This is a genomic window from Priestia sp. AB (genome assembly GCF_028369225.1).
GTDB lineage: Bacteria > Bacillota > Bacilli > Bacillales > Bacillaceae_H > Priestia > Priestia megaterium.
Genome location: NZ_JAQMYN010000011.1, coordinates 36,953 through 63,438, shown reverse-complemented (window position 1 = coordinate 63,438; position 26,486 = coordinate 36,953). Strand labels below are relative to the sequence as shown.

The 26,486-nt window shown below is 38.7% G+C and carries 30 protein-coding genes; 19 read left to right on the top strand and 11 right to left on the bottom strand.

Features of this window, described 5'->3' with window-relative positions; genetic code table 11:
* Positions 1-21: 21 nt before the first annotated feature.
* Genes POF52_RS24500 through thiD form a run of 6 tightly spaced genes read left to right on the top strand, consistent with a single transcriptional unit; the run spans position 22 to position 4,577 of the window.
* Positions 22-645: a thiamine phosphate synthase gene (locus POF52_RS24500; protein ID WP_176585700.1), complete on the top strand. Its 624-nt coding sequence runs from the start codon at positions 22-24 to the stop codon at positions 643-645.
* The gene (gene thiO / locus POF52_RS24495; RefSeq protein ID WP_176585701.1) at positions 629-1,756 is read left to right on the top strand and encodes a glycine oxidase ThiO; all 1,128 of its coding nucleotides are present in this window, start codon (positions 629-631) and stop codon (positions 1,754-1,756) included. The genes POF52_RS24500 and thiO overlap by 17 nt, the downstream gene beginning before the upstream one ends.
* Positions 1,753-1,956, top strand: a complete 204-nt coding sequence (thiS, locus tag POF52_RS24490; protein WP_013055282.1) for a sulfur carrier protein ThiS — start codon at positions 1,753-1,755, stop codon at positions 1,954-1,956. Before thiO ends, thiS begins: the two co-directional genes overlap by 4 nt.
* A 5-nt stretch (positions 1,957-1,961) precedes the next feature.
* Entirely contained in the window at positions 1,962-2,729 is a 768-nt protein-coding gene (locus tag POF52_RS24485) for a thiazole synthase (protein WP_013055283.1), read from the top strand.
* Complete coding sequence (locus tag POF52_RS24480; protein WP_013055284.1) at positions 2,726-3,745, top strand: thiazole biosynthesis adenylyltransferase ThiF; 1,020 nt, start codon at positions 2,726-2,728, stop codon at positions 3,743-3,745. Before POF52_RS24485 ends, POF52_RS24480 begins: the two co-directional genes overlap by 4 nt.
* Before the next feature lie 22 nt (positions 3,746-3,767).
* Positions 3,768-4,577 carry a bifunctional hydroxymethylpyrimidine kinase/phosphomethylpyrimidine kinase gene (gene thiD / locus POF52_RS24475; RefSeq protein WP_176585703.1) on the top strand — a complete coding sequence of 270 codons (810 nt, stop codon included), beginning with the start codon at positions 3,768-3,770 and terminating at the stop codon, positions 4,575-4,577.
* A gap of 30 nt (positions 4,578-4,607) precedes the next feature.
* Here thiD and gpmA read toward each other — a convergent pair whose 3' ends face one another.
* The gene (gpmA, locus tag POF52_RS24470) at positions 4,608-5,333 is read right to left on the bottom strand and encodes a 2,3-diphosphoglycerate-dependent phosphoglycerate mutase (RefSeq protein ID WP_013081653.1); all 726 of its coding nucleotides are present in this window, start codon (positions 5,331-5,333) and stop codon (positions 4,608-4,610) included.
* A 180-nt stretch (positions 5,334-5,513) separates the two neighbouring features.
* On the opposite strand from gpmA, the gene POF52_RS24465 reads away from it, so the two are divergent.
* The gene (locus tag POF52_RS24465) at positions 5,514-5,711 is read left to right on the top strand and encodes a hypothetical protein (RefSeq protein WP_016762958.1); all 198 of its coding nucleotides are present in this window, start codon (positions 5,514-5,516) and stop codon (positions 5,709-5,711) included.
* Positions 5,712-5,749: 38 nt separating this feature from the next.
* Here POF52_RS24465 and POF52_RS24460 read toward each other — a convergent pair whose 3' ends face one another.
* Positions 5,750-6,370, bottom strand: a complete 621-nt coding sequence (locus POF52_RS24460) for an NAD(P)-dependent oxidoreductase (protein ID WP_176585706.1) — start codon at positions 6,368-6,370, stop codon at positions 5,750-5,752.
* Between the two features lie 184 nt (positions 6,371-6,554).
* Here POF52_RS24460 and POF52_RS24455 point away from each other — a divergent pair, with 184 nt between their 5' ends.
* Positions 6,555-7,820 (top strand): hemolysin family protein, encoded by a 1,266-nt coding sequence (locus tag POF52_RS24455; RefSeq protein ID WP_013081656.1) that lies wholly within the window; start codon positions 6,555-6,557, stop codon positions 7,818-7,820.
* A gap of 65 nt (positions 7,821-7,885) precedes the next feature.
* Here the strand turns inward: POF52_RS24455 and POF52_RS24450 are convergent, their stop codons facing one another.
* Positions 7,886-8,104, bottom strand: a complete 219-nt coding sequence (locus POF52_RS24450) for an alpha/beta-type small acid-soluble spore protein (RefSeq protein ID WP_013055290.1) — start codon at positions 8,102-8,104, stop codon at positions 7,886-7,888.
* A 371-nt stretch (positions 8,105-8,475) separates the two neighbouring features.
* Between POF52_RS24450 and POF52_RS24445 the strand changes: the two genes are divergently transcribed.
* Positions 8,476-8,640 (top strand): hypothetical protein, encoded by a 165-nt coding sequence (locus POF52_RS24445; protein WP_306460673.1) that lies wholly within the window; start codon positions 8,476-8,478, stop codon positions 8,638-8,640.
* Between the two features lie 23 nt (positions 8,641-8,663).
* On the opposite strand, the gene POF52_RS24440 is transcribed toward POF52_RS24445, so the two are convergent.
* The 7 genes from POF52_RS24440 to POF52_RS24410 form a co-directional block, all read right to left on the bottom strand.
* Positions 8,664-9,773 carry an ABC transporter ATP-binding protein gene (locus POF52_RS24440; protein ID WP_025752961.1) on the bottom strand — a complete coding sequence of 370 codons (1,110 nt, stop codon included), beginning with the start codon at positions 9,771-9,773 and terminating at the stop codon, positions 8,664-8,666.
* Positions 9,774-9,912: 139 nt separating this feature from the next.
* A complete protein-coding gene (locus POF52_RS24435) occupies positions 9,913-10,815 on the bottom strand; it encodes a PucR family transcriptional regulator (protein WP_074897488.1) in 903 nt (300 codons plus the stop codon).
* Positions 10,816-10,844: 29 nt separating this feature from the next.
* Positions 10,845-11,054 (bottom strand): YheE family protein, encoded by a 210-nt coding sequence (locus POF52_RS24430; RefSeq protein WP_013081659.1) that lies wholly within the window; start codon positions 11,052-11,054, stop codon positions 10,845-10,847.
* Between the two features lie 66 nt (positions 11,055-11,120).
* Positions 11,121-12,281 (bottom strand): YheC/YheD family endospore coat-associated protein, encoded by a 1,161-nt coding sequence (locus POF52_RS24425; protein WP_271995693.1) that lies wholly within the window; start codon positions 12,279-12,281, stop codon positions 11,121-11,123.
* Positions 12,278-13,627: a YheC/YheD family endospore coat-associated protein gene (locus tag POF52_RS24420; protein ID WP_271995692.1), complete on the bottom strand. Its 1,350-nt coding sequence runs from the start codon at positions 13,625-13,627 to the stop codon at positions 12,278-12,280. Before POF52_RS24420 ends, POF52_RS24425 begins: the two co-directional genes overlap by 4 nt.
* A gap of 4 nt (positions 13,628-13,631) precedes the next feature.
* Positions 13,632-14,714 (bottom strand): YheC/YheD family endospore coat-associated protein, encoded by a 1,083-nt coding sequence (locus POF52_RS24415; protein ID WP_255323578.1) that lies wholly within the window; start codon positions 14,712-14,714, stop codon positions 13,632-13,634.
* A complete protein-coding gene (locus tag POF52_RS24410; RefSeq protein ID WP_271995689.1) occupies positions 14,711-16,054 on the bottom strand; it encodes a YheC/YheD family endospore coat-associated protein in 1,344 nt (447 codons plus the stop codon). The genes POF52_RS24415 and POF52_RS24410 overlap by 4 nt, the downstream gene beginning before the upstream one ends.
* Before the next feature lie 187 nt (positions 16,055-16,241).
* On the opposite strand from POF52_RS24410, the gene POF52_RS24405 reads away from it, so the two are divergent.
* From POF52_RS24405 to POF52_RS24375, 7 genes are all read left to right on the top strand, one after another.
* Positions 16,242-16,592, top strand: coding sequence for a YlbF family regulator (locus POF52_RS24405; RefSeq protein WP_013081664.1), 351 nt, complete (start codon positions 16,242-16,244; stop codon positions 16,590-16,592).
* A gap of 179 nt (positions 16,593-16,771) precedes the next feature.
* Positions 16,772-17,650: a Cof-type HAD-IIB family hydrolase gene (locus POF52_RS24400; protein WP_013055300.1), complete on the top strand. Its 879-nt coding sequence runs from the start codon at positions 16,772-16,774 to the stop codon at positions 17,648-17,650.
* A gap of 150 nt (positions 17,651-17,800) precedes the next feature.
* Positions 17,801-17,959 (top strand): hypothetical protein, encoded by a 159-nt coding sequence (locus POF52_RS24395; RefSeq protein ID WP_162837677.1) that lies wholly within the window; start codon positions 17,801-17,803, stop codon positions 17,957-17,959.
* Between the two features lie 127 nt (positions 17,960-18,086).
* Positions 18,087-19,589, top strand: a complete 1,503-nt coding sequence (locus POF52_RS24390) for a coproporphyrinogen III oxidase (RefSeq protein ID WP_170943847.1) — start codon at positions 18,087-18,089, stop codon at positions 19,587-19,589.
* Positions 19,590-19,705: 116 nt separating this feature from the next.
* Entirely contained in the window at positions 19,706-21,319 is a 1,614-nt protein-coding gene (locus POF52_RS24385) for a long-chain fatty acid--CoA ligase (protein WP_271995686.1), read from the top strand.
* 5 nt (positions 21,320-21,324) lie between these two features.
* Positions 21,325-22,128, top strand: a complete 804-nt coding sequence (locus tag POF52_RS24380; RefSeq protein ID WP_176585712.1) for an enoyl-CoA hydratase — start codon at positions 21,325-21,327, stop codon at positions 22,126-22,128.
* A gap of 112 nt (positions 22,129-22,240) precedes the next feature.
* Positions 22,241-22,513 (top strand): HU family DNA-binding protein, encoded by a 273-nt coding sequence (locus POF52_RS24375; protein ID WP_013055305.1) that lies wholly within the window; start codon positions 22,241-22,243, stop codon positions 22,511-22,513.
* Between the two features lie 40 nt (positions 22,514-22,553).
* Here the strand turns inward: POF52_RS24375 and POF52_RS24370 are convergent, their stop codons facing one another.
* Positions 22,554-22,739 (bottom strand): YhzD family protein, encoded by a 186-nt coding sequence (locus tag POF52_RS24370; RefSeq protein WP_013055306.1) that lies wholly within the window; start codon positions 22,737-22,739, stop codon positions 22,554-22,556.
* Positions 22,740-22,880: 141 nt separating this feature from the next.
* Between POF52_RS24370 and POF52_RS24365 the strand changes: the two genes are divergently transcribed.
* The 3 genes from POF52_RS24365 to yhaM all read left to right on the top strand — a co-directional run bounded on the left by POF52_RS24365 (position 22,881) and on the right by yhaM (position 26,460).
* On the top strand, positions 22,881-23,780 hold the full coding sequence (locus tag POF52_RS24365; protein WP_271995679.1) for an ABC transporter ATP-binding protein: 900 nt from the start codon (positions 22,881-22,883) through the stop codon (positions 23,778-23,780).
* Entirely contained in the window at positions 23,773-25,026 is a 1,254-nt protein-coding gene (locus POF52_RS24360) for an ABC transporter permease (RefSeq protein WP_016762971.1), read from the top strand. The genes POF52_RS24365 and POF52_RS24360 overlap by 8 nt, the downstream gene beginning before the upstream one ends.
* 492 nt (positions 25,027-25,518) lie before the next feature.
* Positions 25,519-26,460: a 3'-5' exoribonuclease YhaM gene (gene yhaM / locus POF52_RS24355; protein WP_013055309.1), complete on the top strand. Its 942-nt coding sequence runs from the start codon at positions 25,519-25,521 to the stop codon at positions 26,458-26,460.
* The last annotated feature ends 26 nt before the right edge of the window (positions 26,461-26,486 follow it).

Below are 26,486 nucleotides of genomic sequence, written 5' to 3'. Positions count from 1 at the left end.
GAATAGAAAGGTTTCGATCATGTGGATATTCCTAAATTTCATGTCATTACAACAGATAAGCAGCCAATCGAAGAGCTTCAAAAAGTTTTAACGGCTATCGCGCCTTTTGCGGGCGCCGTTCATATTAGAGAAAAAGAGAAAACGGCAAAGCAGATTCAATGTTTACTAGAAAGCTTTCCATTTTGTCGCTCTAAAATTATTGTGAATGACCGAGTTGATGTAGCACATGCTTTAAAAGCAAAAGGCGTACAGCTTGCCTATCATAGTTTAGACGTTTCGGTTGTTATAGACGCATTTCCTTCTCTTATTGTCGGAAAATCAGTTCACTCTGTAGAAGAGGCTTTAGAAGCTGAAAAAGATGGTGCTCACTACATTCTATACGGACATATTTATTCAACACATTCAAAAAAAGGATTAAAAAGTCGAGGGGTAGCAGCACTAAAAGAAGTAGTAGATGCTGTGCAGATACCGGTTATTGCCATTGGAGGAATTACACCTGTAAATGCCAAAGAGGTGCTTCAAACAGGAGCACACGGTATAGCTGTGATGTCTGGTGTCATGCTTGCGCAAGATCCCCTCAAAGCGATTAAACAATATTCTCATATATGGACATCTGGAGGTGGAGAAAATGAAGCAGCATTATGATGTACTGTTAATCGGAGGAGGTATAATCAGCTCTTCTATCGCTTATCATTTGTCAAAACAAGGAGCGTCAGTAGCTATTCTTGAACGCAATCAAATTGGTTGTGAAGCTTCAAGTGCAGCCGCTGGTATTTTAGGTGCTCAAGCTGAAATTGATGAAGAAGGTCCTCTTTTAGACCTTGCTATTAAGAGCAGAAGCATGTTTCCTGAATTGGTGAAGGAACTAAAAGAAAAAACGGCCATCGACGTAGAGCTCATTCAAAAAGGCTTATTAAAAGTTGCTGTAACAGAAGAAGATGCACACGTATTAAAGAAAAAAGCCGCTCAGCACCACCGGTGGGATGAACATGTAAGATGGATCGATGTAAAAGAAGCGCGTTTGTTAGAACCCGGGCTCTCTCCAGACATATACGGAGCTATTACAATACCGGGAGACGGCCAGCTAGCTCCGGCTAAGTTAACGCAAGCTCTTGCTCATGGAGCCTTGTATCACGGAGCAGATGTATTCGAATACTGTGACGTTCATTCTCTTATTATGGAAAGTGAAACAGTAAAAGGTGTACAGACGTCCAAAGGCTCTTTTTATGGAGAAAAAGTAGTTATCGCAGCAGGTTCATGGGCTAAACGCTTTATTTCTTCTGAACATTTAGGTCACGTGTTTCCCGTAAAAGGGGAGTGTATTGCTCTTCGAAGTCATAAGCCGCTGCTTTCTAAAACGATTTTTTTAGATGAAGGTTTTTACTTAGTGCCTAAGACTGGTGGAAGAATCGTAATCGGGGCAACTAAGTTACAGCATGACTTTACCAAGACGGTTTCTGCACAAGGTATTCAATTTTTGCTGAATAAAGCTTCGGCGCTTCTGCCAGCTATTAAAGAAGCCACATTTGAAAAAGCATGGGCTGGTCTTCGTCCGCAAACAAATGATGGCTGGCCTTATTTAGGAGAGCATCTTGAAATAGCGAATCTACACATGGCGTTTGGCCACTACCGAAACGGTATTTTATTAAGTGCTGCAACTGGAAAAATTATGGCTGATGCTTTGTTAGGGAAAAAGCCGAATCATTCATTTTTTACATCATTTCAGCTAACAAGAGTAATGGAGGGAGTTCATTGAATCTAATCATTAATGGTAAGACCGTTACTTTTGGAGATGAAATTGAAACGGTCGAGCACTTGTTGCAGGCTCAGAACCTGCATGAACGAGTGGTAATTGTTGAGCTAAACAAGAACATTTTGCAAAAAGAAGAACATAGCGATGCATGCTTAAAAGATGGCGATATATTAGAAGTTGTTTCATTTGTCGGAGGAGGATGAAGAGTATGTTAAAAATTGGACAATATACATTTAATTCACGTTTATTATTAGGGACAGGGAAATTTCCGGACTTTACGACTCAGCGTCAAGCGGTAGAAGAGTCAGAAACAGAAATTTTAACATTTGCTGTGAGACGAATGGATATTTTTGATCAAAATCAACCTAATTTATTAGAAGCGCTTGATGTGAAGCGTTTCACTCTTTTGCCTAACACTGCTGGAGCAAAAAATGCAGAAGAGGCCGTACGTATTGCTAAATTAGCAAAGGCTTCTGGACTTTGTGACATGGTGAAAGTAGAAGTAATTGGATGTGATAAAACGCTGCTTCCTGATCCAGTTGAAACATTAAAAGCCAGTGAAGAACTTTTAAAAGAGGGCTTTACCGTTTTACCTTACACATCAGATGATGTTTTACTTGCGCGTCGTTTAGAGGAGTTAGGCGTACATGCCATTATGCCAGGAGCTTCGCCTATCGGTTCAGGTCAAGGTATTATTAATCCGTTGAACATGCGTTTTATCATTGAACAATCAACTGTTCCAGTAATTGTAGATGCAGGTATTGGAACGGCTTCAGACGCAGCTCAAGCTATGGAGCTAGGAGCAGATGGTGTGTTATTAAATACAGCTGTTTCAGGAGCAAAAGATCCTGTGAAAATGGCTCGTGCTATGAAGCTAGCGATTGAGGCAGGGCGAGCAGCATTTGAAGCAGGACGTATTGAAAAGAAACAATATGCAACGGCAAGCAGTCCAACAGAAGGGATGAGTATCGGTTGATTAATCGTTATTCCCGCCAAGAATTGTTTCAACCTATTGGAAAAGGCGGACAGCAGCAAATTCAAGAAAAACATGTTCTGATTGTAGGAGCAGGTGCTCTTGGAACAGGGAACGCGGAGGCCCTTGCGCGAGCGGGGGTAAAGAAAATAACGCTCATTGACCGGGACTATGTAGAGTGGAGCAACCTTCAGCGGCAGCAATTGTATAGTGAAAAAGATGCTGATAAAAGAATTCCAAAAGCAATTGCCGCTAAAAAACGGCTTCACGATATTAATCACGATGTAAAAGTAGAAGCGCACGTAGCAGACGGTACCCCTCAAGTTTTAGAACAGCTTGTTGAGGGGGTAGATGTTATGATTGATGCAACCGATAATTTTGACACACGCCTTGTAATGAATGATTTATCACAGAAATATGATATTCCTTGGATTTACGGAGCATGTGTAGGAAGTTATGGAATTAGTTATACTATCATACCAAGTGAAACACCGTGTTTATCCTGTCTGCTTGAATCTGTACCGCTTGGAGGGTTAACATGTGATACAGTAGGGATTATTAGTCCTGCTGTCCAAATGGTAGTCGCTCATCAAGTAACAGAAGTGTTAAAAATATTAGTCGGAGACTGGAATGCGCTCAGGAGGGAACTTGTTTCGTTTGACGTATGGAAAAATGAGTATACGAGCATCAATGTGAACGTGTTTCGCAAATCTGCTTGCCGCTCATGCGGCAGTGAACAAACGTATCCCTTTTTACAATATGAAAATCAAACGAAAACAGCTGTGCTATGCGGAAGAAACACGGTACAAATCCGTCCGGGCAAATCAGCCAAGCAGCCGCTGCAGTCTTTAGGTGAACGATTAAAAGAAAAAGGATATAAAATTGAACAGAATCCGTATCTGCTTTCTTTTTATGTAGATGATTACCGTTTAGTTATGTTTCAAGATGGGCGCGTCTTTGTCCATGGAACAAACGATATAGTAGAAGCAAAGTCACTTTATCATCGGTATATTGGGTAAGAAAGAGATGGAGGTTTCAAGCATGACAGTACCAAAAGCATTAACCATTGCTGGATCAGACAGCGGTGGAGGAGCAGGTATTCAAGCAGATTTAAAAACATTTCAAGAGCGTGACGTTTTTGGCATGTCTGTTATTACAGCTGTGACCGCACAAAATACAGTTGGCGTTCAAGGAGTTTATCCTTTAGAAGTAGAAGCAGTTGAAACGCAGTTAGATTCAATTGCCACTGACTTATTTCCTAATGCAGTGAAGACAGGTATGTTGTTCAGTGCTGATATTATTTACGCAGTGGCTCGTAAAATCAAACAGTACGGACTGCAAAATGTTGTAGTTGATCCCGTTATGATTGCAAAAGGCGGCCAGTCTCTTCTTCAAAGAGAAGCCGTACAGGCTCTAAAAGAATTATTGCCCCTTTGTGAAGTCATTACGCCGAACATACCGGAGGCGGAAGTCATCACGGGTAAAGAAATTCACACGATCGAAGAGCGAAAAGAAGCGGCAAAACAGATTCATGAGCTAGGTGTAAAGCACGTGGTAGTTAAAGGCGGACATGATCAATCTCATCAAGATATGATTGATATAGTGTATGATGGTCATAAGTACGTTGAAATCACACATGAAAAGATGAATACAAAGCATACACATGGAACGGGATGCACGTTTGCTGCTTGCGTCACAGCTGAACTAGCGAAAGGCAAAAGCATGGTTGAAGCAGTTCAAACTGCCTCAGATTTTGTTCACTATGCGATTAAGCACACGCTTGAAATTGGTTCCGGACACGGTCCTACTAATCACTGGGCGTATGGAAAATACTTTCGTTCAAACATATAAAAAAACGTGCCTACAATCTAGGCACGTTTTTTATGAAGAAGGAATATGGGTAGGAATCTCTCCATCGATGCCTAAATAATAATGTCTAAGGGGCTTTAAATTATCATCAAGCTCATAAACAAGCGGCACGCTTGTAGGAATATTCAAGTTCGCAATGCCATCAGGCGAAATGTTATCCAAGTACTGCATCAGAGCCCTAATCGTATTACCGTGAGCGGAAATAATAACCTTTTTGCCAGCTTTAATAGAAGGAGCAATAGTTTCGTCCCAGTATTCTAGAACCCGCTTTTCTGTATCGGCTAAGTTTTCCGTTACAGGAAATTGTCCCTTAGCTAATTCCTTATACTTAGGGTTGGAAGCTTCATAGCGAATATCTGTTGTCTCTAAAGCAGGAGGGCGTTCGTTCATCGACCTTCTCCACAAATGCACTTGCTCTTCTCCAAATTTTTTTGCGGTTTCTTCTTTGTTCAAACCTTGAAGAGCCCCGTAGTGCCGTTCATTCAGCCTCCAAGATTTATACACGGGAATCCACATGAAGTCCATTTGATGTAAGACAATCCATAGAGTGCGAATGGATCGTTTTAAAACAGAAGTATAGGCAATATCAAAAGTATATTCGTTTTTCTTTAGTACTTTTCCAGCTTCTCGCGCTTCTTGCAATCCATTTTTAGAAAGATCTACATCCGTCCAGCCTGTAAATTTATTTTCAAGATTCCACACGCTTTGTCCGTGCCGAATCAACACAAGTTTTATCATCGTGTTCTCCTTTCAACAGTGACTAAGGACTCTATTCTTTTTTATTATGAGAAGGAAAGAGTTTTTTATCCTAAAGCCGGGGAAAGGAGTTTTTATCATTTAGAAAAAGTGATGCCGAAAAGTAAAGCTTTAACTTTTTTACGCATATGATAAAAATAAAAAAGGAAGGGAAGATAGTGGATGAGTGACCAAGAACGTCAGATTCAAGCGCTGCACGGCCAAATTGAAGATTTAAAAGAAGAAATGTATCAGATGAAGCTTGATATTAGCACATTAGAGAAAGAAAAAGGAAAGCCTGTTTTGACACCGGCTCTCGTTGGTCAAATAGGAGGTTTTGTTCTAGGTGGATTAGCTATAATCGGTATTTTCTGGATGTAGAACTTCTCGTTTTGAAAACGAAAAGTTCTCCTGATTTTTTAATAAGCAATTCCAACGCGGCATTTGGAAAATTTTTGAGCCCATATCTCATGGTAGGTAAAGTGAGCGGTATCTCCCGTTGAAATTTTAACGGCATCAGCTGGTAAAATATCTTTTTCCACTCGATACGTGCCTGTTATTTCACCCTCAGGCAAGTATGTTGGGCATATAACCGTCCAGTTTAGATCACTTTCCTTCAAGTGTAAGTATCCTTTTAAATGATCTTCTGCTGCTCTGGTCGTTTTACGCTTTGATTCATTTGATTGAAAACGATACTTTTCTGGTTCTGTTCGTGATTGTAAGATGCCTGCAGTTCCAATAGTAAGAATACGATGAACGTCGTAATACTTCATGCTGTTTATAATAAGCGGCATACTTTTTGAAATCGTCTCTGCACCATCTGTATTTAACGCGCTGACTACGATATCTTGGTGCTTGAGGGCAAAGTTGATATTTTCTTGATGAAGTACATCGCCTTGTAAGATATGTAGGTTTGGATGCCTAACCTGTAGCTTATTGCGGTCTCTAACAAGTACAGTAACGTCGTTTTCATCTTTTAGCATCATTTTTAATAAAGACTGTCCAACTCGCCCTGTAGAGCCTAATAGTAAAATTTTCATTGGCTACACCCCTCTATAAAAGATAGTATCTATTCTTTAGGATATACAATCTGTATACTTATTCATAATAAAAAGCATGCGTAGCATAAAGTAATACAAAGTTGATGAATGAAATATTCAACAACAAAAAAATTTGATATGATAAAAAGACAGAAAAATCAAAAAATAGGAGAGTGAATGTCTTTTGGGAGACTTACCTCTGAATCAAATGATGATACTAGTCGTTTTGCTTATGTTATCAGCTTTCTTTTCATCTGCTGAGACAGCCTTTTCAAGCGTAAATAAAATTCGTTTAAAACATTACGCTGAGAAAAAATATCGGGGAAGTAAAAAAGCGCTGCATATTGCTGAACACTTTGAGCAGACGCTATCGACAATTTTAGTAGGAAATGTTGTCGTAAACATTGCTGCGTCCTCTTTGGCAGCTAAAATTGCCCTCGATATGTTTAAAGGAAACCTAGCACTTGTGATTAGTATCATCGTTATGACCATCATCATTTTGATTTTTGGTGAAGTCTTGCCAAAATCGTTAGCTAAAGAGCATGCCGAATCTTTTGCGCTGATGATTTCTTCCTTGTTATTTATTATTATTAAATTGTTAACCCCGATTTCCTTCTTATTTTTACAGGTAAAAAAAGGAGCTTCTCACTTGTTAACGTCTGCTCCTACACCAACGATTACAGAAGATGAAATTAAAGTGATGGTAGATTTAAGCGAAGAAGAAGGAACGATTAATAATATTGAAAAAGAGCTAGTTCATCGTTCACTCAATTTTAATGACATTGTGGTGGGGCAAATTTTAAAACCTAGAATAGATGTCACAGCAGTTGACGTAAATGCTGATATTGATTCGGTTTGTCAAATGTTTCTTGAAGAGAGATATTCAAGAGTCCCTGTATATGAAGATCATATTGATAATATTATTGGCATTTTATCAGAAAGAGAATTTTTAACCTGTTTAATCCAAAGAAAAAAGATTTCTATTCGTGATTTGTTGAGACAACCTATTTTTGTAGTAGAATCCATGAAAATATCTGTTCTATTGCCAGAGCTCCAAAAAAGTAAGGTGCACATGGCAATTGTAGTTGATGAGTTTGGTGGAACGGCCGGTCTTGTGACCTTAGAGGATATATTAGAAGAAATTGTAGGAGAGATTTGGGATGAACATGATGAAGCTGTTAAGTATGTACACCAGATAGGGGAAAAGGAGTACGAATTTAACGCCGACATCCCTATTGATGAATTTTTAACCTATATAGCGGTTAGTTCTCCTGACAGTACGTGCCATACCTTAGGGGGATGGATATATGAGCAGTTTGATCATATCCCTGCTAAAGGAGACTTTTTCTCATATGAAGAGATATTGTTTACCATTAAGGAAGTAGAAAATCGACGTATTCGCAAAGTTTCCGTAAAATCATTTGGGAATAAGAATGAGGAAGCTGATTAAAAGAAACTAGAAAGCGCTCCAAGAGATCTTGGAGCGCTAAAGCCATAATATGAAATTAGTTAATATTAGTACTTGCCGCCTAGGTTTTGCTCAGCTAATTGTACTAAACGTTTTGTGATTTCGCCACCAACAGATCCGTTCGCACGAGCTGTTGCATCTGGTCCTAAGTTTACACCAAACTCACTAGCGATTTCGAACTTCATTTGATCGATAGCAGCTTGAGCACCAGGCGCTACTAACTTGTTTGATGAATTTCTGTTTGATGCGTTTTGATAATTTGCCATGTGTATTCATCTCCTCGTTAGATAAAATAGATTGTAATGGTTGAGTTAGCTGGAGTTGAACCAGCCGAGCAGATGCATCGATTAGATCTGCTTGCCTACCGCGGCGTAACTCAATGCTTGCGAGCTGTTGTACTCGGTTGTTACTAGTATTATGGCGAAAGGGAAAAAAACATATACATAGAAAATTATTGGTAATTTATAGAAATTTTTGTGTAGAGTTTGATAAAGAGTAAGAGAGTTTTATTCCGTGCATATTATAGGTACATATTGATCAGGTAAAGCGAGGTGTGCGGATGTCGATTTGTTCCTTATGTAATGGGTTTAGTGATGTACAAATGACGTGCAAAACATGTGGAGGAGTGCTGGGGGATATGGGAAAAGTCAGCGATTATTTTGATGATTACAGTGCTTACATGGAAATCGATCAGTTAAAAATAGAAAATGGGTATCCTAGTGATTTAGCAAATCACCAATGTATTCATCTCTTTTACTGCTCTACTTGTCACAGTGAAGAATTGAAGCAAATACAGGAATAAAAAAAGACCCCTGGGGGTCTTTTTTATTCGTGTTCAGCACGGATGCGCTGTTCAGATTCTGCATCAAAGAAATGCGCTTTGTTCATATCTAATGCTAAGTCTAGAGACTGAAGCGGTTTAATATCTGTTCTTGAATCTACGCGTGCTACAAAATCTTGTCCGCCAAGTTTAGAATAAAGCATGGTTTCAGCTCCCATTAACTCGGATACATCGACTTTGATTGTAACTTTTGTGCCAGGTGAAGATTCAATAAATACAGGCTCATCATGGAAATCTTCAGGACGGATGCCTAAAATAATTTGTTTGTTTAAATATCCTTGCTCGCGAAGTATTTTCATTTTACCTTCCGGAACTGCAAGAAGAGAATCGCCTACTTGAACCTTTCCGTCTTTTAACGTTCCGGTTAAGAAGTTCATAGCAGGAGAACCAATAAACCCGCCTACAAATACATTTTCAGGTTTTTCATATACTTCTTTTGGTGTACCAACCTGCTGGATAATCCCATCTTTCATAACAACTAGACGAGAAGCCATTGTCATTGCTTCAGTTTGGTCATGTGTTACGTAAATTGTCGTTGTACCCAAACGCTGGTGAAGCTTCGCAATTTCAGAACGCATTTGCACACGTAATTTCGCGTCTAAGTTTGATAAAGGTTCGTCCATTAAGAAGACCTTAGCATCACGAACGATTGCACGACCTAGAGCTACACGCTGACGCTGTCCGCCGGATAATGCTTTTGGCTTACGCTCTAAGTATTGCTCAAGTCCTAAAATACGAGCGGCATCTTTTACGCGGCGTTCGATTTCATCTTTTGGTAATTTACGAAGTTTTAAGCCGAAAGCCATGTTGTCATATACGCTCATATGCGGATACAATGCGTAGTTTTGGAATACCATTGCAATGTCGCGATCTTTTGGAGCAACGTCATTTACACGCTTGCTGTCAATATAAAAATCACCTTTGGAAATTTCTTCTAGCCCTGCAACCATACGAAGCGTTGTCGATTTCCCGCAGCCTGAAGGCCCAACAAATACAATAAATTCTTTATCTTGAATGTGAAGGTTAAAATCTTTTACCGCCGTCACATCTTTATCATACATTTTATAAATATGTTCTAAACGTAATTCAGCCATTTCCATTTCCCCCTTATATGTACTATGTGAAACCGTTTTCTTAAATCTAGTGTAATTTTTTTTAATGAAACGGTAAATGGGAAACATGCACAAAAAAAAGAAAGAGTTTTCGTGCACTATTTACGAAAACCCTTTCATTTTATTTTCCATCTTGCGAATTTTTTAAAGCAAGAATGGCTAAGTAAGCAGACACAGCTCCTGTAAAGTGTTTGATATCAAGGTGTGTGCGATCAATAAATTTCTCAATTCTATACTGCAAGCTGTTGCGATGCATGTACAATTTCTTAGCAGCAAGAGATACGTTTAAATTGCATTCTAAATAAACTTTAATCGTTTCTAAAAGATCTCCATCATCTTTTACTAAGTCAAGTAAATGTATCATATGATTTTGGATTGCCTCTGAAGACTCTTGCAGAACCAAATGGGGTAAAACGTCGGTAAAATGGATAACATGGTTTTGTTCGACTGTATGCTTAATTTGATAAAACCATTTCTTTTCACGCTCAAAAATTAATCGCGGTGAAGACGGAAAAAAGTGAATTTGTCCTTCAAAGAACTGAATTGAAGTTTCAAAATCATGACATAGCACCTCGATAGAATCTGATAAATTTTCAGTTAAGTCATTAGGATCATTAAAGGTTTCGATAACGATACCTGATTGTTTATCAATCCACAACACAGTAATCGAGGTAGAATACAAGGCGTGAAGCGCATTTTCAAACTCTATTTTTTGTTCAAACAAACGTTTAATTAAAAACTGGGTGAAGCGAAAAGAATGGTGCTTATGATGAGAGTGAATGACTTTTTCAGGTGCTTCAAATAACAGGTCTGACCAATACAATTGCTCTGGCGTCAGTAAAGAAACTTTCTCATCATAAGGGGTTAAAAAAGCAGAAAGTAATGCCTGCTCTTTTTGAGATAAAGCGGTGTGTTCAATTCCAATGAAGCCTTCATCACATGAAAACCATTTGTAACGCTCAAATTGAGAAGGGATTTTAGCCTTAATCATTTTATCCCCAAATAGTGTGTACAGCTGTTTCATCTGTGCTCGTTCCCTTCGGTGAAAGCTTACTATTCATAAACGTGAAAAAGCATAAGCTCATGAATATAATCAATTAATTGTGTTTCATCTATTTGATTAGAAGGCGCAGTTTTCCATACAATTTGTCCATCTTTTAAATAATCAGCCTCATAATAAACCCGATTCATATAAAACGAGATATGCCAGCCCGGCATTCGATTATTTTGATACAGCGGTTTAACCTGAAAGTGTGAAACCATAAAGAAAATCTCCTTTCTCAATTAGTTATTATAAGCTTACCATGAGAAAAGGAGATGAAAAATCATTTAATCTAAAAATTTTGTTAATTTGTAAAATATGTTGCATATGTGTTTAGCACCTTGCGTTTGAATATCTATTTCATCAAAAATCATCGGTTTTGCATTCACTTCAAACAAATAATACTGCCCTTGGGCTGACTTTGCCATATCAAGAGAAAATTCTTCAACTAGAGGGAAGGATTTTTGAAGGACTTGCCCGCACGTATTTACAAAGGACGAAAGAAAGGAAGTATCTACTTCATCTTCAAAATCTTGGAAAGATGAAATGCTGCCGCCGTTTAACGTATGTGTTGTAATGGATTGATAGGGACTATGTCGAATGCCGACGCCGCTAACAACATATCCGCTATCTTTGTGATGCGCTAAAATACGTAAGTCATAGCGCCTGTCTTTGAATGGTTGCGTCTCAATCGCTTCTTGAATGAGATAAGCAGACCTGGGAAGGTCAATTGCTTGTAAAGAAGAAAATTCTTCTTTGCGTTTATGATCTTGGTAAATAATCGTATGCTTATGGGAAGATAATCGAAAAATTCCAGCACCTTTACTGCTGTTAATAGGCTTAAAGTAAAGGGAAGAGTGCTTTTGCAGAAGCTTAGCAATATCAATTTCTGGTGTTAAACGATAGGTTTTAGGAAGGTGAGAAGATAGTAGTGGATCCTTTGAAAATAATTGATATACTTTCCATTTTGAAAAAAAAGCGGAATTAAAAAGTGGGATGTGCTTGCCTTTAATTTTTTGATGTAAAGATGTCAGCTTCTTAGTTTCTGATTTTCTTCCTGGATAACGATTATATATAACATTTGGCAGCGGCAAAGTTGTTTTGATCCACTGCTTTTTTGCACCGTCAAAGCAATACCCTTCAAAGAAGTGATGAGACATTGTTTCTTCAGCGAATAAAGCAAGAAGCCCGCCTTTTTCTTGCAGGGTATGATGTAAGAGTTCCAATAAAGGGCGCTGTTTTACATTCAGTTTTTCCAAAACCGCTTTGTTCGTTAAAACTCCCACAATAGGACCGACTTTTTCTTCTTTTAAACGAAGAAAAGCTTGAGTAGAAGAAATGTTTTGAGTAAAGGGAAGTTCGATTTCTTGAACTCCCCATGTGTAAGATGCTGAAGGGTTATGATGAAACCACTGCTGCTTTTCTTTGTGATAGTAAATTGTAATCATATGCTGATGCCTTCAGGTGTATTTAGATAGTATCCAGATAAGTAAATCGCATATTCTAGAGAAAGTTTTCTAGTTTGTTGATCCGCTTTTCGTAAGGCAGGGTGTGAAAAAATAGAGCGACCGGGCTTGGAGTTAGCTTCAAACAGCCATACGTTTCCTTGATAATCCACTCCAAAATCGAATCCAAGCTCTCCAATTAATCCGTTCAACTCCTGTTCAAGCACATGACTAATTGAGATAGCGGCATCTTTTAGCTTATTTTCAATTTCTTTTTTGTAAGAAGGGTTGGTGAATATTTTAGCTGTAGCTTCAATTTCTCCGCCGTAATCAAGATGCGTAGTGATGCTGTTGGGACCGGCTACTTTAGCAGCCAGAGCAGTAAGCACCCATTGGTTATTCCCGTCTTTATTCGTATGCACGCGAAAGTCTACACAGCGCTTTTCTTTTTTGATTAATGAAATACCTTGCTGAGCAATGTAGGAAGGATTAGTAAGTAAATATTCAAATTCTGATAATAGATCCTCTAAGGTTTCTTTTTCTTGAACATGAAGACCTTTTTCTCCTTTGTAAGTCAGCGTGTACATGGAATCCTTAAAAGATAGGGTATAAATGCCCCGGCCTAAGCTTCCGTTTTTCGGTTTTAAATAAACGGTTTGATGAAGAAGCAGAAGTTTTTTTATTTGCTCACACGAAGGACTTTCAACCGTGTAAGGTAACAAATAGGCTGTCTGCTCGTTCAGTTTTAAAAGCTCATGAATTTCCCACTTGTTGAAAAAATCAGGATTAAAAAATGGAATGCCGTAATCAGTCATCATCTTTTCTTTAATGAACTTAAAAGGAGCTAACCCTTCTGTTTTTCGATTTGGCAAACGATTATATACAACGTTAGGAAGCGGGATTTCATGCTGTGTCCAGCCGCTTTCTTCATAAAAATAGCCGTTTATGGTCCCCGTTTCCCAGTTGATATGATGAGTTCCAAAAATAAAAGGCAGGCCCCCTGTTATACTTGCACTAGAAAGAAGTTTAGCTAAGTGAAGGGAACGCTTTCCAATTGGCCGCAGCAGAGAACCAGTAAAACCAGCGGATAACACACCGATTAAAGGTCCTAAGTGAATGGTCTCATTCACAATAATAGGATGCATCATATGGGCGAAAGGAATTTGAAGTTTTGTCATTAGCTCAGCTGAAATCTGAATTTCTTCACGTTCTGAAGATTGTATAAGGCATGGAGCTGTCATGGTTCCAAAAGCTGCTTGTTTCAAGGAGTCTTTGTAAAGAGGTGCAGGAACAGAAAGATCACAGCCTAGCTGCTCTACTACAACAAGGCGAGTAAGAGTTTTTTTCATAGCATTACTCCTTACGATACGATAGTGTGTTAGCTAAATAGACGCAGTAAGACAGGACATTTTTATACATGACTTCTTTTTGTTCAGGTGCTGTTTCCATTACTATTTTTCTTCCCGGTTTCGAATTTAAATCTAGAATCCAGATGCTGAAGTCTCTCGAGATACATAAATCAATACCTAATTCAAAAAGAGAAGGAAAGTGGTTTTCGAGTACGGACGGAATCGTTTTACAAATGGTGTTGATTTCATCTATTACATATTGACGATGAACGCGAGGGATGCGAGGCAGCAAGTTCTCAAAAGGTACAATAGATGCTCCTGAACTTACATTTGTTACGATAGAGTCCCGTTCACCTTGTCTAATGCCTCTTCCAATTTCTTTCCAAGCACCACCGTTTCCTTTTTGTAATAGCAGTCTTATATCAAAAGGAGTGCGTTCATAAGGGAAAAATGAAATATGGGGCTGAGCAATATACAGTACATCACGGGTGGTTTTCGTAAACCAGTTCTTAAACTCTTGAAAAGAGGAAAATAGAATGGTGTTTACAATGTCATTTTGTTGATAAGAAGCTTCAATTTCACGTCCACGCTGTCTTAATTTCACAATCCCTTTACCTTGTGAGCCGTTGGCAGGTTTAATCATTAGGCTATCGTTTGTTCGAAGCAGCTGAACAAGTTGCTCTATACTTTCGATTGGAGTGGTAGGAGGAATATATGAAGATAAATAGCTATCTTTTTTAATTACTTCATAGACATCTAGCTTATTGGGTAATCCATGGCCTAAAAATGTAACATCTTCCCGCTGTTTAAGCCAGTTTACAATAGGGCGAGCCTTTTTAGACAGAGAGTCTTTTCGATAAAAGCAGCGATCGTAAATAAACGAAGGAAGTAAGAAGGAATCTTCTATCCATTTCTTTTGTTGTAAATCGTAGCGGAAGCCTTCAATATTTTCGGTGTTAGGATGAATGTTAAAAGGAGTAAAATGGTATATTTCAATCGAAAACTCAGAAGCATGTTTAGCAATTTCGGTCACGTACTCCACTTCTTGCTGCGGGTGAATCGTTAAAAAGCCTAATGAAATCATCATAAATCCTCCTTGGGAAATTGAAAATTCGTTGCATGCAGACAATAATCAAGCAGTGCTTTTGTTGATGGACGGACAGAGAAAGCGCTTGAATCGGATTGTTTGGAAGGCTTGACATTTACTTCAATAATCCAAGGCTTTCCTTCTTGATCAATCGCTAAATCAATACCGAATTCGGCATAAAGTTCAGACGGATGAGAAAGCTGCGTGCAAATTTCAATCGCAATCTCTTTTAAAAGTGAAAGGATATGGCGGGTAGTTTTTGAATCATAGAGCTGAGTTAACACTTGCTGAGGAGGATGAATATCTCCTCCACGGGCAAGATTTGAGACGAAATTGCCGGGTTTTGATACACGTGTGACAATGGACGTGATTTTCCACGTCAAGTCGTCTTTTTTATGACAGAGAATGCGGAAATCAAAAGGGCACTGTTTGTATGTCTGCAGTGAAATTCCTTCTTGGATGAGGAATCCTTGCCTTTTTAATTGACTATAAAGCGTTTCAAATAAGTCATAAAGAGATTCATATTCTTTTTCATATGTCTGCGTAAACGTTGTATAGTCTAAAATATACTTCTCTTTTTTTGAAATTTTAAAAATATTTTTTCCTTGGCTACCATGAACAGGCTTCAAAAAAACATCGTCATGAAGTTCCAAAGCGTCAAGAAGATCTTGACGTGAACGAAGCTGATACGTTTTTGGCAAATATGGAAACAAGTGTACGACATCTTTAAGCTGTTGAAAAACCGTCCATTTATTTAAGTAGCGTGCGTTAAAGAAAGGAACGTCATGTTCTTTTAAAAATGTTTTAAAGGTTTGAAAATCAGCGGTTTGCTCCGTTTTCCTGGTATGAATCCGATTGTGTACGATTCCAGGAAAGGGAACGTCTGAATAAACCCATCGATCAGCGCGATAAACATATCCTTTAGGGGATAATGACTTCACGTCGCTTAATTTACTCACATAGCAAAAACACCCTAACTCCTTGCAAGCTTGAACAAATTCCTTACAAAATACAGAAATGGAGCCAAAGAGTTCTTCATCTTCTCGAACTTCTGTTACGATGCTAATTACGGGTCCCAACCTAAACGTGTTCTCTTCATAAATGCCTCTCAGCTGATGTGTTTCATACGGAAAGCGAAAGTCTGTAAATAGAGCTTCTGACATCATGAAACAGCATTCTCGATGCTGAAAAACGGTGGCTTCGACTTCTTTCGTAATGGAGCCTACTGTTAACGTAAACTCGTGCTTGCACTTCACATGGGAGAACAGAGCAGAACTAATGTAAATGTCGCTGCTCATATGGTTCTCTAGTGGTTTTAGAGAAATGGTAAAAGTATTCATAAACGAATCCTCTTTTTCTTTCCTTTAGTAGGCGAATGCTGATATATACTATGAGGAATTAGCCCAATCTGTGAAGAGAATTTATCGTTTTCTAAGAAAATAAAGGTCTTAAGCTGAATTTTATATAATAATTTGTTATAGTTAGGGAAGTCAAGAAATTATAGAACTTAATTAGGAGGAACTTAACGTGTCTGTAAACTTATATGATGTAGCAAATGATTTAGAAAAAGCAATTCGTCAAAGCGACGATTACACAAACTTAAAAAACTTATATGCAGCAGTAAACGCTGATCAAGGTTCAAAACAATTATTTGAGCGTTTCCGTACAATGCAAATGGAGTTGCAACAAAAGCAAATGATGGGCCAAGAAATCACTGAAGAAGAAGTTCAGCAAGCTCAACAAACAGTTGCAATCGTTCAACAAGATCAAAATATCGCGAAGTTAATGGAAGCTGAGCAACGTATGAGCATGGTAATTGGTGAATTAAACAAAATTATCATGAAGCCACTTGAAGAACTTTACGGTGCGGCTGAATAAGAGATAGAGAAAAGAGGAAAAGAGAAATCTTTTCCTCTTTTTTTATGCGGAAATTCCTTCTAATTGTGCAGTTCTGCTCATAAGCTTAGTAACAAGGCTACACATGCCGACTATCATGAAAAGGTCATTTATAACCGTATCCTAACGGATTAGACATCTATGAAAGAAGGGGTTCTCATATGGCTTATCGATTGCTAGCGTTGAATATTGATGGAACCATTTTAAATAGCCAAGGGCGCGTTACAAAAGAAACGAAAGACGCAATTCAATTCGTTAAAAATAAAGGCGTTTACGTTACATTAGTAACAAACAGGCATTTTCCGTCTGCTAAAAAAATTGCTCGGTCACTTAAAGTTCATCCAGCAATGCTCATTACTCATAGCGGTGCCTTTATCGGAACATCGATAGACAAACCGATACTAGATAAGAGAATTAGCGAGGAAAAAACATTTAATCTCATTCAGCTTTTTGAAAATTTTAATTGTCATGTCCGCATTTTACATGAAAGGTTTTCAATTGGAAATCGTGTAAAGCTTCCTAATAATATCGTAGCTAAAAGCGTGTTGAAAACGGGAGAACCGCTCTTTTATCCCGTGCAGTTCGTAGATTCATTAGGAGATACACTTCGTGATGAACCTGTTTCTACGCCAAAAATAGAAGTGTATTTTGCAGATCGTAGAGAAAAAGAATATGCCGAGCAAACAATTGCTAGTGCAGTTCCGGATATTGAATGGTTTTCGTATCCAAATGAAAATAGATGTTATATTACGCCAAAAGGAGCCACAAAAGCTGCCGGCGTTCGTTATGTAGCAAATCGTCTAGGGATACCAATGGAAGACGTAGTAGCAATTGGAAATTGCTATGATGATTTAGAAACGATTGAACATGCAGGAATGGGTGTGGCCATGGGCAATTCACCAACAGAATTAAAAATGCTTGCGGATTGGGTTACTCGTTCTAATAATGAAAATGGTGTAGCCTATATGGTAAAAGAATTATTTAGAAAGCAGCAGCGCCTTGGTTATCTTCATCAAATTGACAGCTTTCGTTTAAAATAAATAAAGGAAAAAAGAGGCTAGTACAAAAGCAGTTTAGCCGAAGGAAGATCCGAACGATGAATCGAGATTCTTGATAGAGAATCCAATTCGTTCGGATTTTTTTATTGGAAGAGTGAACGTAGGTTTCATATATGTACGTGCTTCTAGCAGTTGATTGGAGGGCAAGGCGAAGACTTCCGCGCGAAAAGCGCAAGCGACGAGAAGGCTCATCGCCCGCCCGCGGAAAGCAAAGCCTTGCATGGAAATCAACAAAGTGTAACAAGCGGTTCAGCTCATGTATCTCATTTGTTCGTCTTTAGATTGAATTAATGTTTATGGCTCAATCTCTTTTCCGTTTGTTTCCTGTCCGCGCATTCCCTTGAACTGAGCACCTTGACCGGACATACGTAGGTTTTGTAAACTGATTACTTAGATAGAATTGATTTGAAAGGTGATTATATTGAACATTTATATAAAAGGTATAGAAGATGAACGTTTTTTACGTCCGCTTCACCGAATTTCAGATTTGTTTTTTGAAGAAAGCAACGTCTCCTTTGAGGATGATAACGAAGCTCAGCTGAAAGTCGAAGTAGAGCTAAAAGTTCATGAAGAAATTTATGCGAAAGCAGTACTCCATGACGCTGAAACGGACAAAGTGTTTACAGAAGAGCTTGCTAAATCGTTTACCCCATATGAAACAGAAAAAGAAAAATTTAAGCAAATAAAAAATGTGGTGCTTCGCGTCTACTTATCTGTACTACAGGAGTATACAAGCATTGTTCAAAAATGGGGTATTTTAACTGGTATACGTCCAACGAAGCTGCTTCATATGAAACTGCAGTCAGGCAAAAGTAAAGAACAAGCGCATCGTGAGCTAAAGGAAGAATATTTAATCACCGATGACAAAATTAATTTAATGCAGCATATTGTGGATCGTCAACTAGCAGCTATTCCCGATTTACATGAGTTAAAGAACGAGGTAAGCATTTATATAGGCATTCCGTTTTGTCCGACGAAGTGTGCATACTGTACATTCCCAGCGTATGCAATTAACGGACGTCAAGGATCCGTTACGTCATTTTTAGGCGGCTTGCATTATGAGATGCGTGAAGTAGGAAAATGGCTAAAAGACAATAACGTCAAGATTACAACCGTCTATTATGGTGGAGGTACACCAACGAGCATTACCGCTGAAGAAATGGACATGCTGTATGAAGAGATGTATGAATCGTTCCCGGATGTACAAAATATCCGTGAAATTACGGTAGAAGCAGGAAGACCCGATACGATTACGGAAGAAAAGCTAGCTGTTTTGAACAAATGGAATATTGACCGGATTAGTGTAAATCCGCAGTCTTATATTCAAGAAACCTTAAAAGCTATTGGACGTCATCATACAGTTGAAGAAACTATTGATAAATTTCATCTTTCTCGAAAAATGGGGATGAATAACATTAACATGGACTTAATTATTGGACTTCCAAATGAAGGTGTAGAAGAATTTCAGCATACGCTAGACGAATCTAAAAAATTGCTTCCTGAATCTTTAACTGTTCATACGCTATCGTTTAAACGCGCGTCTGAAATGACTCAAAATAAACGGAAATACAAAGTGGCAGATCGCTATGAAATTGGTAAAATGATGGATTTAGCGACTGAGTGGACTCAAGAACAAGGGTATGAACCTTATTATTTATATCGCCAAAAAAATATTTTAGGTAATTTAGAGAACGTTGGATATTCATTCCCTGGTCAAGAGAGCCTGTACAATATTATGATTATGGAAGAAAAGCAGACGATTATTGGTCTTGGATGCGGGGCATCTAGTAAGTTCGTGCATCCAGAAACAGGCATTATCACAAGGTTTGCGAATCCAAAAGACCCAAAATCGTACAACGATGGATTCGAGCACTACACACAAGAGAAACTCAAGATTTTAGATGAATTGTTTAGGAAATAAAAAGGTCACTTTTTAGTGATCTTTTTTTATTTTCGGCAGGGAAATGTCGGAATCTGTTGAATATATAAAAAAAGTTGTAAGCGTTTTCTTATTATGGCGATGCGAGGTGCCGCTTAATGATGAATGTACAGTTAACCGTACCATCTATGATGGAAAGAGCTGAAAAGCTGTTTAGTAAAAAAGAAGTGGTTTCTAAATCTTCAAAAGGAATTCAGCGTTTAACTTATAATCAGTTAATAAAACGGACTCGGCAGCTCTCTAGTATGCTAGAACGAATTGGAGTGAATCGAGGAGAAAGAGTCGGGACGTTTGCATGGAATCATCATAGACATCTAGAAGCTTATTTTGCCGTGCCTGGAATAGGCGCTGTTCTTCACACCATCAATATCCGGTTAGATCCTGAGCAAATTGTATACATCATTAACCATGCACGCGATAAAGTCATTTTATTTGATGAATGTTTTTTACCTTTATTTGAAAGCATTCATCACAAGCTTCCACATGTTGAAGCCTATATCATTATGTCAGATGAAAATAAGCTGCCAGAAACAGACTTGCCAGTTTATCATTACGAAAATTGGATTAAGCAAGGGGATGCATCGCATTCTTTTGTTCAAGATTTAAACGAAGAAGAACCAGCAGGTCTTTGTTATACCTCTGCTACTACAGGAGAGCCAAAGGGCGTTGTATATTCTCATCGCGCTATTTATCTGCACTGTATGGCGCTAGGGCTTGCTGATAGTGCTGGATTATCAGAAGCTGATACCGCTATGCCTATCGTTCCAATGTTTCACGTGAACGCATGGGGAATTCCTTTTGCTGCCGTTTGGCTTGGAACAAAGCTCGTGCTGCCGGGTGCTTTTTGTACTTCAGAGACGATTGCTTTTTTGATTGAAGAAGAGAAAGTAACTCTGGCTGCAGCAGTACCTACCGTTTGGTTAAACTTTTTACAAGAGATAGAAACCAGGCCTTACGCAGTCGATAGTTTGCGAGCTATTTTATGTGGCGGATCAGCGGCCCCAAAAAGCGTCATTCGAGAATTTCAGGAAAAATATCAAATTGAATTTATGCATGCATACGGAATGACGGAAACAAGCCCTGTGGTGACCGTCTCCCGCTTAAAAAGCTATCAGTACAGCGAAGACTTTGAGTATCAGCTCAACGTAAAAGCGAAGCAAGGTTTCTTAGTTCCTGGCGTTGAAATGAAAGTAATAGGTCAAAATGGAGAAATTGCTTGGGATGGAGTCGAAATGGGTGAGCTATTACTAAAGGGCCCATGGGTAGCTTCTGAATATTACAAGGATAAAAGAACAGAAGATACGTTTAAAGACGGCTGGCTGTACACCGGAGATATTGTGACGGTTGACGAAGAGGGAACGATCAAAATCGTAGACCGAACAAAAGATTTAATTAAAAGCGGAGGAGAATGGATTTCATCGGTTGATCTAGAAAACGCGCTTATTGCCCATGAAGCAGTTTTCGAAGCCTGTGTAATAGCAGTCCCTCATAAGGTGTGGCAAGAGCGTCCAGTGGCTTGTGTCGTGTTAAAAGATGCATACCAAGGCATCGTTTCGTCAGAAGAGCTGCTCGAATTTTTAGCGCCGCAGTTCGCAAAATGGTGGCTTCCAGATGACATTTTATTTATGGATGAGATCCCGAAGACAACGGTAGGAAAGTTCCTAAAACGTACGCTTCGTGAACAAGTCCTCAATCATTATCAGAAAGGGTGAGTAAGATGACCGTCGAATTAAAAGTAGTAGAACTAGTTTTGCAAGAGCGTATCGCCACAATTTCGTTTAACAGGCCGGATGCGTTAAATGCATTAAACGAAGAAGTGCTAGAGCAGTTTATTCAATGTTTAAAAGTTGTCGAAGAAAGTGAAGCGGACTTTTTAATAGTAAAAGGAAACGGAAAAGTATTTTCAGCAGGCGGAGATATTAATATGATGATGTCACCTTCACAATCAGAACGTTTTGAGCAGGTAATGGATTTGATTAATGAAGCCGTGCTGACTTTATACAGCCTCCCTCAAATGACAATAAGTGTACTGCACGGTGCGGCAGCAGGGCTAGGACTGAGCATCGCGCTTGCTTCTGATTATATTATTGCAGAAAGACACACAAAAATTGCGATGAACTTTATCGGTATTGCTCTAATTCCAGACGGAGGCGGTCACTTTTTACTAGAAAAGCGCATCGGTGCTCATCGTGCAAAACAGCTAATTTGGGAAGGAAAGACATTAAAAGCAGAGGAAGCTCATCAATTTGGCATAATTGATGAAATAAAAGAAGGAGATTTGGCGAAGTATGTAGAAGATTATCTCTCATATTGGCTAAAAAAACCTTCACGTGCTTTGAAGGAAACAAAGCGAATTTATGTGGAGACATCTGTTTCACAATTAAAGCAAGTGCTTGCGCTTGAGAAAAGAAGTCAGTTTGCTATGAGCCAAAGTTCGGATCATAAGGAAGGTGTACGTGCGTTTCTAGAAAAGCGAGCGCCTGTTTTTAATCAAAGTGAAAAAGATATTTCCGAAAATTAAGTGAACTAGTTTAAAAGCCAATATTTTTGTCTATCATATTGATAGAGCATGTTTAAAAGTTGCAAAACAGTGGTAACACAAGATAATGTAGAAACTAATGAGGTGATTGGAAATGAACAAAACAGATTTAGTAAACGCAGTGGCAACAAAATCAGAGTTAACAAAAGCAGATGCATCTAAAGCAGTTGATGCATTACTAGAAACAATTTCATCGACGCTAGGTGAAGGTGAAAAAATTCAGTTAATCGGCTTCGGTACATTTGAAGTACGCGAGCGTGCTGCTCGTACAGGCCGTAACCCTCAAACGGGTGAAGAAATGCAAATTCCAGCATCAAAAGTACCGGCATTTAAAGCTGGTAAAGAACTAAAAGAAGCTGTAAAGTAATATAAAACGCCGGAAAGCTAAAACTTTCCGGCGTTTTGTATTAACGATGAAACAATACAAGTTTTCCGCTAGAGCTAACGCATCGATGCGTTTTTTCTAAATAGGAAAGCTCTTCTAACTTCTTGGTGCCGATAGTCTTTGCTTCTGTCTCAGAAGCTGCTTCAAAACTTTCATCTATTAATTTTTCCCCAGTCTTTTCAAAAGCGGTTAATGTGTAAGTACTCATAAAATCTACTCCCCTTTTATAGTATAATCGTAAGCGTATTCAACATATTTCTCGTCCTATTCCCCTAAATCCTGCTAAGGTTTACAGATATCATTTTTTTCCATACAATAAACATAGGTTTATTTACAAAGGAGGAATTAAATGTCTCTTTCTATCCGTGAAGTTTCAAAAAGGTACGGTGAATTTACAGCTGTAAACGAGCTATCCCTGCAAATTCCAAAAGGCGAAGTGTTCGGTTTTTTAGGTGCAAACGGTGCTGGCAAAACGACGACGTTTCGAATGATTTTAGGGCTCATTGAACCAACCTCAGGTCATATCCAATGGAATGATAAATCTTTAACTTACAGTAGAAGTCATCTAGTTGGCTACCTTCCAGAAGAAAGGGGACTGTATCCGAAATTAAAAGTCAAAGATCAGCTTGTATACCTTGGACGGTTGCGCGGAATGAAAAAAGCGAACGTGCTGCAAGAAATGGAGCACTGGTTATCTAGATTCAATATTCCTCAATATGCTTCCAAAAAAGTAGAAGAGCTATCCAAAGGAAATCAGCAAAAAATTCAATTTATTGCCTCTGTTATTCATCGACCCGAGCTGCTTATTTTAGACGAACCTTTTAGCGGCTTAGATCCTGTAAACGTAGAGGTATTAAAAGAAGCGGTGCTTGATTTGAAAAAACGCGGAACGACGATTGTTTTTTCAAGTCATCGAATGGAACATGTGGAAGAACTTTGTGAATATTTATGTATTATGCATCATGGCACGCCTGTAGTGTATGGAAGGCTGCCCGAGATCAAACGTTCATTTGGAAAGAAAAACGTCATTGTACATGGAAAAGGTCCGTTTGAGAGAATTACAGAGCTTGAAGGCATTGTAAAGGTAAAAAAAACGGTTGAGGGCATGATTGTTCAAATTCAACATGAATCCGTATCACAACTCATTTTTCAAGAACTTAAATACTTTTCATTTGTATCTAAATTCGCAGTGGAAGAGCCGTCATTAAATGATATTTTCATTGAAAAGGTAGGTGCTTCCTATGAATAAATTTTGGGTCATTGTCTTTCATACATATCTTAATAAATTAAAAACAAAATCTTTTATTATTACGACGATTATTACTGCTCTTATTCTAGTTGCTCTTACAAATATGGAGAAAATTATCGACGTTTTTAATTCAGACGATAACGGTACAAATGTGGGTGTCATCTACGAAGTGGAAAGCGTATATACGTTGTTCAAACAAAATGTAAATGCTATGGATAAAGACATTCATTTAAAAGAATTTACGTCTGAGTCTAAGGCAAAACAAGCGGTAAAAAACGGGGAGCTCGATAGCTATTTACTTTTATCTTTAAACGATAAGCAGCTGCCTCAAGCTGTGTACAAAGCTAACTCTTTGGCCGAATCAAACCTTTCTTCTACCTTAGAACAGGCGGTACAGCAAACAAAAGTGGCTATGGCTACAGTAAAAATCGGGTTAGAAGAAAAGCAAATCGATCAGCTTTACAGCCCTGTTTCATTTAAAAAGAAAGCGTTAGTTGAAAATGCCAAAACAGAACAAGAGCTAAATCAAGCAAGAGGTCTTGTGTATGTACTGCTGTTTGTTATTTATTTTGCTGTTATCATGTATGGGAGCATGATCGCAATGGAAGTAGCTACTGAAAAATCATCCCGCGTTATGGAGATCCTTGTATCGAGCGTATCACCTATTACACAAATGTTTGCTAAAATCATTGGAATTGCACTGCTCAGCTTAACACAGCTTGCAGTGATACTGAGCGTGGGCTACACATCGTTAAAAGCCAGTGTGGAAACAAATCATAACGGTATCTTTTCTTATCTCGGATTTAATGATGTTCCACTGACTACATTCGTGTATGCATTTGTCTTTTTCATATTGGGGTACTTCCTTTTTGCTACGCTCGCGGCTTTTTTAGGTTCTCTTGTGAGCCGTATTGAAGATGTACAGCAAATGATTACGCCTATGACCCTTGTGATTGTGGCTGCTTTTTTAATTGCTATGTTTGGACTTGGTGATCCTGAAACCACAATCATTACGGTCACATCTTTTATCCCATTTTTTGCTCCGATGATTATGTTTTTGCGTGTAGGTATGTTAAATGTTCCTGTGTGGGAAGTGAGTGTATCGATAGGGATTTTAGTTGTGACGATTACTGCTTTAGCTATATTTGGTGCCCGTGTGTATAAAGGAGGAGTCCTTATGTATGGGCAATCCACCTCTTTTAAAGATATTAAAAAGGCGCTGCAGCTAACGAAAAAAGAAACATAAAGAAGTGAGAGGCTGAGATAAAAGTAGTTTAGTTGAAGGAAGATCCGAACGAACAACCTAGATTCTTGAGGGAGAATCCAACTCGTTCGGATTTTTTTATTGCTATAGTGACCATAGTTTTCATATATGTGGCTGCTTCTAGCTATGTATTGGTGAGCAAGACGAAGACTCCTGCGGGAAAAGCGGAATAGGTGAGACCCCGCAGGAGCGGAAGGGACGATGAGGCTCAGCGCCCGCTCGCGGAAAGCGAAGTCTTGCACGGAAATCAACAGCGGTGTCTCAAGCAGTTCAGCTCCTTTATCCAATTTGTTCGTCTTTAGATTGCATTGATTTTGTTATGTCGCAATCTCATCTTTTATGAAAAAGCGTCTACCCGTGCATTCGGTGGCAAGCGATGGTAAAATGAAATGTAAAGAGCTGTAAATAAGCGGACGAAGCGATAAGAGCTTCGTTATCAAATACATAGAATGAAGTGGTAAGGAGGAAAAGATCATGACAAAAGGAATTGCTCAATACGAAGTAGGAGAGCAAGTTGATCTTTATTTTTTAATTAAATCCTCAACGAGAGGAATTGCAAGCAATGGAAAGCCATTTTTAACGGTAATCCTGCAAGATAAAACAGGTGATATTGAAGCCAAGCTGTGGGATGCTTCCCCAGATGACGAGGAAAATTATGCTGCTCAAAAGATTGTGCGAGCTGCTGGAGAAGTAATGAATTACCGCGGACGCAACCAGCTGAAAATACGCAACATTCGTCCTGCACAGCCCCAAGACGGAGTTCGCACATCTGACTTTTTAGAAGTGGCGCCTTTATCTCAAGAAGAAATGGTCGAACATATTACAAAGAGTATATTTGAAATGAAAAATTCGAATGTCCAGCGCATTACTCGCCATTTGTTTAAAAAATATCAAACGGAATTTCTAGAATATCCGGCAGCAACTAAAAATCACCATGAGTTTGTATCGGGACTTGCCTACCATGTGGTGTCTATGCTGAAGCTGGCTGAGTCATTTTCAACCCTTTATCCAAGCTTAAACCGCGACTTGCTTTACGCTGGAGTTATTCTTCATGACCTTGGCAAAGTATTTGAACTTTCAGGTCCTGTTTCGACGATATACACAGTCGAAGGGAACCTGCTTGGCCATATTTCGATTATGGTGAATGAAATTGGAAAAGCGGCAGAAGAATTAGCGATTGAAGGAGAAGAGGTTATGCTTCTTCAGCATCTTGTATTATCGCATCACGGTAAGGAAGAGTGGGGAAGTCCGAAAAAGCCGTTAATTAAAGAGGCTGAGATGCTTCATTTGATTGACAATGTAGACGCTAAAATGAATATGCTAGACCGAGCATTAACAAAAGTGAAGCCCGGTGAGTTTACAGAGCGTATTTTTGCACTTGATAATCGCTCATTTTATAAACCAACGATTGATTAAAAAGGTATAAGTCTTTCTTCCTTCGC

Excerpts from the sequence above, each read along its gene's own strand:
- gpmA (WP_013081653.1), bottom strand. The coding sequence starts at position 5,333 with ATGATAAAACTTGTGTTGATTCGGCACGGACAAAGCGTGTGGAATCTT.
- POF52_RS24435 (WP_074897488.1), bottom strand. The coding sequence starts at position 10,815 with ATGAAACAGCTGTACACACTATTTGGGGATAAAATGATTAAGGCTAAA.
- POF52_RS24365 (WP_271995679.1), top strand. The coding sequence starts at position 22,881 with ATGTCTCTTTCTATCCGTGAAGTTTCAAAAAGGTACGGTGAATTTACA.
- POF52_RS24450 (WP_013055290.1), bottom strand. The coding sequence starts at position 8,104 with ATGGCAAATTATCAAAACGCATCAAACAGAAATTCATCAAACAAGTTA.
- POF52_RS24400 (WP_013055300.1), top strand. The coding sequence starts at position 16,772 with ATGGCTTATCGATTGCTAGCGTTGAATATTGATGGAACCATTTTAAAT.
- POF52_RS24485 (WP_013055283.1), top strand. The coding sequence starts at position 1,962 with ATGTTAAAAATTGGACAATATACATTTAATTCACGTTTATTATTAGGG.
- POF52_RS24445 (WP_306460673.1), top strand. The coding sequence starts at position 8,476 with ATGGGAAAAGTCAGCGATTATTTTGATGATTACAGTGCTTACATGGAA.
- POF52_RS24465 (WP_016762958.1), top strand. The coding sequence starts at position 5,514 with ATGAGTGACCAAGAACGTCAGATTCAAGCGCTGCACGGCCAAATTGAA.
- POF52_RS24360 (WP_016762971.1), top strand. The coding sequence starts at position 23,773 with ATGAATAAATTTTGGGTCATTGTCTTTCATACATATCTTAATAAATTA.
- POF52_RS24420 (WP_271995692.1), bottom strand. The coding sequence starts at position 13,627 with ATGAAAAAAACTCTTACTCGCCTTGTTGTAGTAGAGCAGCTAGGCTGT.
- POF52_RS24375 (WP_013055305.1), top strand. The coding sequence starts at position 22,241 with ATGAACAAAACAGATTTAGTAAACGCAGTGGCAACAAAATCAGAGTTA.
- POF52_RS24380 (WP_176585712.1), top strand. The coding sequence starts at position 21,325 with ATGACCGTCGAATTAAAAGTAGTAGAACTAGTTTTGCAAGAGCGTATC.
- yhaM (WP_013055309.1), top strand. The coding sequence starts at position 25,519 with ATGACAAAAGGAATTGCTCAATACGAAGTAGGAGAGCAAGTTGATCTT.
- POF52_RS24440 (WP_025752961.1), bottom strand. The coding sequence starts at position 9,773 with ATGGCTGAATTACGTTTAGAACATATTTATAAAATGTATGATAAAGAT.
- POF52_RS24425 (WP_271995693.1), bottom strand. The coding sequence starts at position 12,281 with ATGATTACAATTTACTATCACAAAGAAAAGCAGCAGTGGTTTCATCAT.
- POF52_RS24370 (WP_013055306.1), bottom strand. The coding sequence starts at position 22,739 with ATGAGTACTTACACATTAACCGCTTTTGAAAAGACTGGGGAAAAATTA.
- thiD (WP_176585703.1), top strand. The coding sequence starts at position 3,768 with ATGACAGTACCAAAAGCATTAACCATTGCTGGATCAGACAGCGGTGGA.
- thiO (WP_176585701.1), top strand. The coding sequence starts at position 629 with ATGAAGCAGCATTATGATGTACTGTTAATCGGAGGAGGTATAATCAGC.
- POF52_RS24460 (WP_176585706.1), bottom strand. The coding sequence starts at position 6,370 with ATGAAAATTTTACTATTAGGCTCTACAGGGCGAGTTGGACAGTCTTTA.
- POF52_RS24385 (WP_271995686.1), top strand. The coding sequence starts at position 19,706 with ATGATGAATGTACAGTTAACCGTACCATCTATGATGGAAAGAGCTGAA.
- POF52_RS24415 (WP_255323578.1), bottom strand. The coding sequence starts at position 14,714 with ATGATGATTTCATTAGGCTTTTTAACGATTCACCCGCAGCAAGAAGTG.
- POF52_RS24410 (WP_271995689.1), bottom strand. The coding sequence starts at position 16,054 with ATGAATACTTTTACCATTTCTCTAAAACCACTAGAGAACCATATGAGC.
- POF52_RS24430 (WP_013081659.1), bottom strand. The coding sequence starts at position 11,054 with ATGGTTTCACACTTTCAGGTTAAACCGCTGTATCAAAATAATCGAATG.